An 8671-nucleotide genomic window follows, 5' to 3' on the forward strand; every position below is an offset into this window, starting at 1 on the left:
ATGCGGACTGCAGGCAGAGAAAACTGGCCGATTTTCTCTGCACTGGAGGGATAATACAAGGCCTGATAAGCGAAGCGCATCAGGCAGTTTTGCGTTTGTCAGCAGTCTCAAGCGGCGCAGTTACGCCGCCTTTGTAGGAATTAATCGCCGGATGCAAGGTTCACGCCGCATCTGGCAAACATCCTCACTTACACATCCCGATAACTCCCCAACCGATAACCACGCTCAGCAATTGCATATTTCAACGACGCTGATGTCAGCACTTCCAGCTCCGTTAACCGTGGGAAACAGTAAGCACTCTGACGGATAGTATTATCGATAAACGCCGGATGACACATCACCTCCAGCGAACGATCACCCCGATGGCTTGCGTCATCCAGCACTTGCAGGAACAGTGCCTCGCTAATCTCTTCACCATAAAACGCGCTACTGAATCCCTGAGAACTGCGCAGATTAGCCGGTAAATCACCAGCGTTAGATAGCGGCTGACGGTCGATGCGCAACGCAATCCCCTCTTCAGCCGCAAACCTGGCAACAATCGGGAAAATCTGCGGGAACATATGCACATGATGATGGCTATCAAGATGCGTAGGTTTGCGTCCAAATAGCTCAATGAAACGCAAATACTGACTGGCAAGCTCCTGAGTAATTTCTTCCAGCGGTAAAGCATCTTCTTCTGCCAACTGCCAGATCCATTTTCCCAGCACACCATCGCGGGTTAACCCCGGCATAGCTGTCAGTGGCTTGCCCATAGTAAGGACAAAGTGCATCCCTATGGCCAGACTCGGTTCATCACGACTCAACTGCACCGCATGGTCAATAGCCTGCCCATTCACCAGCGCCGTCGTTGATGTGACAATCCCATTGCGACAGGCCTCGATAATGCCGTAGTTCTGACCTTTGCTTAAGCCAAAATCATCGGCATTAACAATCAGTAAGCGTTCCATAATCAGCCTCGGTTAATGTGCTTTTTTAAGCTCTGCGATGCAGTCGGCAAAATTTGGCAGCCATTTCTCGTGCGCCAGAATCATCTCGCGTGCCAGCAGCTCAGCATCGCGATCGGAATGCACCAACGGACTAAGGTTTAGCGCCAGTAACACATCGTTAAATTCTCCGCTAAGTGCGGCGTTGCTGGCAGCAATCTCGAAGCCTTTAATGGTGTGAATCAGCCCCATCACTTTATCATCGAAATGCGTAATGCGCGGATGTGGCGTCGCGCCATCGCGCCCCAGCTTACAGGTCATTTCTACCGCCCAGTCTGCCGGAATATTATCAATATGCCCATGATGCGGGATATTAACGTAATGTTCAGCTTGCTTGTCGTTGTAGATAGCGTTGATCACTTCGCACGCTGCATCAGAGTAATAAGCCCCACCGCGCTGTTCCAGTTCTTTCGGCTTAACTTTCAACTCCGGATTTTTATACAGCTCAAAAAGTTGTTTCTCGACTTTCTGTACTACCTGTGCTCGTGCGCCGCCTTTGTAGTATTCGCCCATTTCAATAGCCAGCATCTCTTTCTGCTTGAAGTAATACAGCAGATAAGAACATGGCAGCAGATTTAACGAACGAATTAAGCCCTCACTAAATGGCAGATCGAAAATATTTTTTACAGAGGACGCTTTTAACTGCCCTGACGCCACACCATCAAGCAATTCGGCAAAGCGCGACTTGCCATTTACCAGCACATCCTTAATGAACACCATATGGTTGAGGCCGAACAGATCGATAGATAAATCATCGCTGTCTTTCAGCATCAGAACATCGCGAATAAACATCTTCATGCCGATCGGAATATTACACACGCCGATAAAGCGTTTAAATCCGGTATGACGATAAACGGCTTCAGTGACCATTCCCGCCGGGTTAGTGAAGTTAATCACCCATGCATTCGGACAAAGTTCTTCGACATCTTTTACGATGTCAAAAATCACCGGAATGGTACGCAGACCTTTAAACAGACCGCCCGCGCCGTTGGTTTCCTGACCAAGATAACCATGACTTAATGGAATACGTTCATCCAGTTCGCGCGCCGGTAATTGGCCTACGCGCAGTTGGGTAGTAACGAAATCAGCATCTTTCAATGCTTCGCGGCGATCCAGCGTTTTATAAAGCTTCATCGGGACGCCAGCGTTATCAATCATCCGTTGGCAGAGTTCAAAAATGATATCCAGTTTCTCTTTACCATCTTCGACATCCACCAGCCATAATTCGCTGACCGGCAATTCGTGATAACGCTTAATAAATCCTTCCAGTAACTCCGGGGTATAGCTGCTCCCGCCACCAATAGTGACGACTTTTAATTTCTGGCTCATAATTTCTCCCTTCAGTACAGAATACTGATATCTGGCATATCTGCCCCCCCGGACATAAATAATCCAGCAACAGGACAGATATGTGAATTGTCAGGTATAACGACTTACTGATTAAATTCAGTCAATTTCTTACGATAGCTCTTAGGCGTAAAGGACGTTAATTTCTTAAACGTTTTAATAAACAAACTCGGGCTACTATAACCGGCCTCAAACGCAATATCCGTCACGGAATAGTTGGTCATTTCCAGTTGTTTTTTGGCAAAATTAATACGGATCTCATTAATAATCTGCATTGGTGTTTTGCCATAATATCGTTGAGTCGCTCGCGTCAAATATTCCTGTGATTTGGCTGACAACGTCACCATATTCTCCAGCGCCGATTCACTAAACTGCTCTTTATCATGCATCTTTTCTACCGTACTTTTCAGCCACTGCGGTACATCATCAATCACCTGTTCTTCGCGGTAATGACGTAAACGGTTAATGACATAAAAAGTAACCATCTCAACAAACTCTTCCAGCCCTGTTTCGCGGAAATTCAATGAAGAAATCACTGTTTCCACATAGGTGAGAAAAGCGTTATTGGTCCGGTATACCTGCGAAGCGACAAAGCAATAAGGCAACAACGGCAGGTAATGCTGCTCAAAAAAGCGTTTACTGATCCCAACGTTCAATATACGCGTGGCACCAAACTCATAAAAACTTTGATGGTGCGAACCTAACGGAATAAAAACAAAATCGCCCCGTTCCAGTAACACGCGCTTACCGTTAATCTCCTGGAAATAACGCCCGGTTAATACCAGAGTAAATTCATAATAGTCGTGCTGATGCAGCCCGCTGATACTCTCAGTTTTGTTATAGATAAACACATGGAAGTTTTTGCCATTAAACAACTGCTGTTCTCGGGCAGTGGCAATTTCCGGCGCGTTAATCACTGGCTGCATCATCGACTCCTTATGCCTTCAGTTTTTCATGAAGCTCAATTAATTCAGTAATCAGTTCACGCGCAAGCATGGACGTCATTAAATGATCCTGAGCGTGGACCAGCACCAGACTCACTTTCATCTTACCTTCGCCCGCATCGCCTTCAATCAGTTTCGTCTGTACCAGATGCGCTTCATTCAATGCCATCCGTGACTGATCCATCATGGCTTTTGCTGCAGCAAAATCGCCCTGCTTCGCCTGTTTCAGTGCCGCATACGCCAGGCTGCGCGCTTGTCCGGAGTTGATGATAAGCCCCATCACCACTTCTTCCAGCTCTTCAGCTTCCGTTTGCGTATCGGGAATGTTATCGAGATCCATCATACATCGTTCCTCTCTATTCTTACCGGCACGATTACCCGTACCGGCATCGATTAAAATTTCAGGGCGTTAGCGATATCTTCTTCGCTCTCTTCTTTATCAATCGCGTTTTGTGCTTTGTTAGCCACCACAACAAAGGGCAGATAAATTAACGTTGCGATACCAAGGTTGAAGAGTGCGACCAGCAATGCGGCGACGCTACCGTTGGTGTTAAAGAAGGCTCCCAGACCGGTTGGCATGGTCCACGGTGCAATATTGGTCACCGGAGGAATGATGCCCATGTAGTACGCTGCGAGGGTGATTGCCGCCAGAATCGGTTGTACCAGTACAAACGGGATAAACATCACCGGGTTCATGATAATTGGCAGACCAAACAGAATCGGTTCGTTAATCTGGAAGATGCCGGACGGCAGCGCCAGTTTTGCCACCTGACGATAATCAGCACGGCGAGAGGCGATAAAGATATCCAGGATCAGGCCTAAAGTCGCACCACTGCCCCCAAGGAAAATAAAGGAGTCCAGCATCGGCTTGGCCCAGATATGGAAGGTCTTACCGGCTGCCAGCGCCGCTTCGACGGAACCATATTGCTGATAGGTCGCGATATTTTCCAGCGCCCACGGCGTCATAATGCCGTTGTCCAGTGCGGTCAGCGCCAGCGCGCCATGAATACCGAAGAACCAGAGCAGTGGAACAAAGATCACATAGGCCCAGCCCACCACGCTACCCAACGATGCCAGTGGGGTTGAGATGGTATCCATAATGATCTGATGGAAGTTGGTGCCCCAGGTATTCAACGCCCAGGCAATAATCCCCATCACGGAAAGAATAATAAAGCCGGGAATTAATGCCGAGAAGGAACGCGATACTGAAGCAGGTACGCTGTCGGGCAGTTTAATGACCCAATTGCGGCGGACAATAAAGGTAAACATTTCTGCCACCACCAGGCCAATAATAATCCCGGAGATGATATTCGCCCCACCTAACCAGTTTGCGCCAACCGCATAGGCCTCACCGACACTATATGGGGTGACGGTCATAAATGCTGCAACGGATAACAACCCAGCCGCCAGCGCATCGACTTTACGCTCTTCTGCCAGCGCCATGCCAATAAAGAACGGTGCCATTAAAGACATTATCCCTAATGTTCCGTTATATACGTTGCCGCCAATACCTTTCAGACCATTAAGTGTTTCAATGGTTGAGGCGTCGAGGCGAATACCTAAGGAATAAAAAAACGACCCCTCCCCAAAGCTTAGAAAAACGTTGTTAATTAATACAAACATGGCCCCCGCAAGGGTTAACGGCATTAAGCGAATAAAGCCATTTTTGATTGCATTAACGTGTGGCTGCTTTCCTATTTTAACTGCAAAAGGGAGGAGTACCTTTTCAAGCGATGCAATAACATTACTCATAGAAAAATACCCTTAAAAACCGCAATTTAAATATTGCGGTATTGATTTATGAAATAACTCTTTGACGGGAAAATTTAAAATAAATTAATTTGCTGCGGCTTTTTTAATCGCTGCAACCGCAGCCTTAAGCACGCCTAAACCATCGACTTTGCCATAAAGCAGCGAGTCAATTACTTCAACCGGTTTGTTGGGTAACAAACGCTGGATTTCGGGCAACATATAAGCAATCTGCGGCCCTAATAACACGACATCGGCATTCTGACCTTTTTCACCAGCCAGTGTTTCCGGAAATGCTTCAATAATGACCGGAACTTCATATTTTTCTGCCTGTGCGCGCATTTTTGATACCAGTAAAGAGGTAGACATGCCCGCAGAACAAAACAGATAAATGTGTTTCTTTTCCATAAAACTGCCCTCATCGACGATTATCTGTCAGCCAGACACTCCGCAAGCCTTAACCTGCTTCCATGCTCTGGGTAACTTGCGAAACCAACATGACTTTTTTTGTGGCTGAAAGGAGTATACGGTATAGACCTGAGCAATAGTATTTCTTTGACCTTATAAATTGTTTCTCCTTGACCTGTGGTTATGACCCTCTTCACATTTCGGGCAAATAATTCGCGAAGATAATTAAGAACTCAGGCCAAAAAAAACCGGCGCAATGGCCGGTTTCCGTTGTTACTCAAGCTTTCAGACGAATTGATTACTTCGCAGCCTGTGGATCAGTGTCGTATTCAGCACAGGTCTGATAACCGGAGTTGATGACATGTCCGGTATCATCTAACGCGACAAAGTAGGTTTCTGCTTTACCATCACGTTGACCCAGGATGTAGGTCTGGCAAGTACCGCGAGCATGGATCATGCTCACTTCAGACGAAGGTTTACCCGCAATTTGTGCAACCTGCGCCCGGCTCATGCCTTTTTTGACGTCTTTCACCACAGGCTGTACAAACTGGTCTTTGGTACGATCATAAGCCGTACAACCCGCCAGCATGGTTAATACCGCCGCTGCACTCAGAATTCCTGCCATATTCTTGTTCATATTCCGTCCTCTTGTTTATCAGCGTGTTAGATAAGCCTGGAATACATTGGGCGCTTTTTCAAGCCCGTGAACGAAACGGCTCCGCTTTCAGAGGATTCCTGTATGACGTTTTAACCACCATTCAACCCGCTGTCGCTTGTCGTTTCTGTAGCAACGGGTTAGCTTTAAGGAAGTTTTGTCTTTTCTGTCTGGAGGGGTTCAATGACATTGCAACAACAAATAATAAAGGCGCTGGGCGCAAAACCGCAGATTAATGCTGAAGAGGAAATTCGTCGTAGTATCGATTTTCTGAAAAGCTACCTGCAAACTTATCCGTTCATTAAATCACTGGTGCTCGGGATCAGCGGCGGTCAGGACTCCACGCTTGCCGGAAAGCTGTGCCAGATGGCGATTAATGAGCTGCGCCTGGAAACCGGCAACGAATCACTGCAATTTATTGCCGTACGCCTGCCCTATGGTGTTCAGGCCGACGAACAAGATTGCCAGGATGCCATTGCCTTTATTCAACCGGATCGCGTATTAACCGTTAATATCAAGGGCGCGGTATTGGCCAGCGAACAGGCATTGCGGGAAGCAGGCATTGAACTGAGCGATTTTGTCCGTGGCAATGAAAAAGCGCGTGAGCGGATGAAAGCACAATATAGCATTGCGGGTATGACCAGCGGTGTCGTGGTGGGCACCGATCATGCAGCAGAAGCCATTACCGGATTCTTCACTAAATATGGTGACGGCGGTACAGACATTAATCCGCTGTATCGTCTCAACAAACGTCAGGGTAAACAGTTACTGGCGGCATTAGGTTGCCCGGAACACCTTTATAAGAAAGCGCCAACGGCCGATCTGGAAGATGATCGCCCTTCTCTGCCAGATGAAGTGGCACTCGGCGTGACCTATGACAATATCGACGACTATCTGGAAGGGAAAAACGTACCTGAACAGGTCGCCAGAACAATAGAGAACTGGTATCTGAAAACCGAACATAAACGCCGTCCGCCAATTACCGTTTTCGATGATTTCTGGAAAAAGTAATAATTTGCACATAATGGTTTGTGCGAAAAAGAGTAATTTGTTCACGCCGGATGCGGCGTGAACGCCTTATTCGACCTACAAAACTATGCAAATTCAATATATTGCAGGAGTCGAATAGGCCTGACAGGCGTAGCACTTCAGACGGTGTAACCTTTGTCATCGACCCGCCTCTTTTTTAATCGCTTCCCGCCTGTTACACTGGATAGATAACCAGCATTCGGAGTCAACAGTGGTACGGCGTTTAACTTCTCCGCGGCTCGAATTTGAAGCTGCGGCAATTTATGAATATCCCGAACATTTACGTTCATTCCTTAATGACTTACCCACCCGACCAGGGGTGTATCTGTTTCATGGCGAAAGTGACACCATGCCGCTCTATATCGGCAAAAGCGTTAATATCCGCAGTCGGGTGCTTTCTCATTTACGCACCCCGGATGAAGCCGCCATGCTACGGCAATCCCGGCGAATTAGCTGGATCTGCACCGCAGGCGAAATCGGCGCTCTGCTCCTTGAAGCGCGATTAATCAAAGAACAACAGCCGCTGTTTAATAAACGGTTGCGCCGCAATCGCCAGCTCTGTGCCCTGCAATTAAATGAAAAGCGCGTCGATGTGGTGTATGCCAAAGAGGTGGATTTTTCACGAGCCCCCAACCTGTTTGGCCTGTTTGCCAATAGGCGCGCAGCTTTGCAAGCATTGCAGAGCATCGCTGATGAACAAAAACTTTGTTATGGTCTGCTGGGACTGGAACCGTTAAGTCGCGGTCGTGCATGTTTTCGTTCAGCGCTAAAACGTTGCGCCGGAGCATGCTGCGGTAAAGAGAGCCATGAGGAACATGCGCTACGCTTGCGCCAGTCTCTGGAGCGTTTGCGGGTGGTGTGTTGGCCTTGGCAAGGGGCGGTGGCGCTGAAAGAACAGCACCCGGAAATGACTCAATATCATATTATTCAAAACTGGCTGTGGCTGGGGGCGGTTAATTCGCTGGAAGACGCGACAACGTTAATTCGGACACCCGCCGGGTTTGATCACGACGGTTATAAAATTCTTTGTAAGCCGCTGCTTTCCGGTAACTATGAAATTACTGAACTTGATCCGGCGAATGACCAGCGAGCCAGTTGATTTCACTGAACAACAGTTTACCTTGCGGTTGTAAAAGCCGCAGGGTGTGCCTGCCATCGAACCAGCACGCGCCCTGGTCGGTAGTGAGCAGTTTGTCGCCCAGTTGCCACGCCCCGTTAATCACAAACACTACCCCGCCGCGTGAGCCAAAGGTAGTAAACGTACGTTCGGCAATTCTGACTTTCGCCTTACAGACATCCAGGCGCGTCATAATATTGAAATCCATCGACATCTGCCCTGCCGTCAGTTTCGCTTTTACCACCTGGTCCGCCGCAAAGGCAAAAGGCTGTAACGGTTTTAAGGTATGGTTAAAGTGGTCTGCGCTTTCAAGGAACATCTCGCCGCCTTCCAGCAACGTCACTATCCTTTCCATACCGGGAAACAAAGAAAACTCCCCATTCGCCGCGATGGATGCAATGCTGGCACGCCAGTAAAAATCACGTTTTGCCGGTGGGAA

General features: G+C 48.0%; 10 protein-coding genes. 2 read left to right on the forward strand and 8 right to left on the reverse strand.

The genetic code is table 11. The annotated features are described in order from the left end of the window. Positions 1-188: 188 nt before the first annotated feature. From chbG to osmE, 7 genes are all read right to left on the reverse strand, one after another. Positions 189-947 carry a chitin disaccharide deacetylase gene (gene chbG, locus QZF50_RS20950; protein WP_033817429.1) on the reverse strand — a complete coding sequence of 253 codons (759 nt, stop codon included), beginning with the start codon at positions 945-947 and terminating at the stop codon, positions 189-191. Positions 948-959: 12 nt separating this feature from the next. Beyond that, a complete protein-coding gene (gene celF / locus QZF50_RS20955) occupies positions 960-2312 on the reverse strand; it encodes a 6-phospho-beta-glucosidase (RefSeq protein WP_000078722.1) in 1353 nt (450 codons plus the stop codon). 104 nt (positions 2313-2416) lie between these two features. Then, entirely contained in the window at positions 2417-3259 is an 843-nt protein-coding gene (gene chbR / locus QZF50_RS20960) for a transcriptional regulator ChbR (RefSeq protein ID WP_000983653.1), read from the reverse strand. A gap of 7 nt (positions 3260-3266) precedes the next feature. Next, positions 3267-3617 (reverse strand): PTS N,N'-diacetylchitobiose transporter subunit IIA, encoded by a 351-nt coding sequence (gene chbA / locus QZF50_RS20965; RefSeq protein ID WP_000968919.1) that lies wholly within the window; start codon positions 3615-3617, stop codon positions 3267-3269. Between the two features lie 50 nt (positions 3618-3667). Beyond that, on the reverse strand, positions 3668-5026 hold the full coding sequence (gene chbC, locus QZF50_RS20970; protein ID WP_061892376.1) for a PTS N,N'-diacetylchitobiose transporter subunit IIC: 1359 nt from the start codon (positions 5024-5026) through the stop codon (positions 3668-3670). Positions 5027-5110: 84 nt separating this feature from the next. Beyond that, positions 5111-5431 carry a PTS N,N'-diacetylchitobiose transporter subunit IIB gene (chbB, locus tag QZF50_RS20975; RefSeq protein WP_000412169.1) on the reverse strand — a complete coding sequence of 107 codons (321 nt, stop codon included), beginning with the start codon at positions 5429-5431 and terminating at the stop codon, positions 5111-5113. Between the two features lie 298 nt (positions 5432-5729). Beyond that, positions 5730-6068 (reverse strand): osmotically-inducible lipoprotein OsmE, encoded by a 339-nt coding sequence (gene osmE / locus QZF50_RS20980; protein WP_001039044.1) that lies wholly within the window; start codon positions 6066-6068, stop codon positions 5730-5732. 201 nt (positions 6069-6269) lie between these two features. Between osmE and nadE the strand changes: the two genes are divergently transcribed. Continuing rightward, the gene (gene nadE, locus QZF50_RS20985; protein ID WP_000175009.1) at positions 6270-7097 is read left to right on the forward strand and encodes an ammonia-dependent NAD(+) synthetase; all 828 of its coding nucleotides are present in this window, start codon (positions 6270-6272) and stop codon (positions 7095-7097) included. Positions 7098-7326: 229 nt separating this feature from the next. After that, positions 7327-8214 carry an excinuclease Cho gene (gene cho, locus QZF50_RS20990; RefSeq protein WP_000252386.1) on the forward strand — a complete coding sequence of 296 codons (888 nt, stop codon included), beginning with the start codon at positions 7327-7329 and terminating at the stop codon, positions 8212-8214. On the opposite strand, the gene ves is transcribed toward cho, so the two are convergent. Then, on the reverse strand, positions 8174-8671 hold a 498-nt coding region (gene ves / locus QZF50_RS20995; RefSeq protein WP_290388973.1), incomplete at its 5' end, for an environmental stress-induced protein Ves. The two genes, cho and ves, sit on opposite strands and share 41 nt — an antisense overlap.

The organism is uncultured Escherichia sp., assembly GCF_948475835.1.
In the GTDB taxonomy this organism is placed as follows: domain Bacteria; phylum Pseudomonadota; class Gammaproteobacteria; order Enterobacterales; family Enterobacteriaceae; genus ECMA0423.

Excerpts from the sequence above, each read along its gene's own strand:
- chbG (WP_033817429.1), bottom strand. The coding sequence starts at position 947 with ATGGAACGCTTACTGATTGTTAATGCCGATGATTTTGGCTTAAGCAAA.
- celF (WP_000078722.1), bottom strand. The coding sequence starts at position 2,312 with ATGAGCCAGAAATTAAAAGTCGTCACTATTGGTGGCGGGAGCAGCTAT.
- chbR (WP_000983653.1), bottom strand. The coding sequence starts at position 3,259 with ATGATGCAGCCAGTGATTAACGCGCCGGAAATTGCCACTGCCCGAGAA.
- chbA (WP_000968919.1), bottom strand. The coding sequence starts at position 3,617 with ATGATGGATCTCGATAACATTCCCGATACGCAAACGGAAGCTGAAGAG.
- chbC (WP_061892376.1), bottom strand. The coding sequence starts at position 5,026 with ATGAGTAATGTTATTGCATCGCTTGAAAAGGTACTCCTCCCTTTTGCA.
- chbB (WP_000412169.1), bottom strand. The coding sequence starts at position 5,431 with ATGGAAAAGAAACACATTTATCTGTTTTGTTCTGCGGGCATGTCTACC.
- osmE (WP_001039044.1), bottom strand. The coding sequence starts at position 6,068 with ATGAACAAGAATATGGCAGGAATTCTGAGTGCAGCGGCGGTATTAACC.
- nadE (WP_000175009.1), top strand. The coding sequence starts at position 6,270 with ATGACATTGCAACAACAAATAATAAAGGCGCTGGGCGCAAAACCGCAG.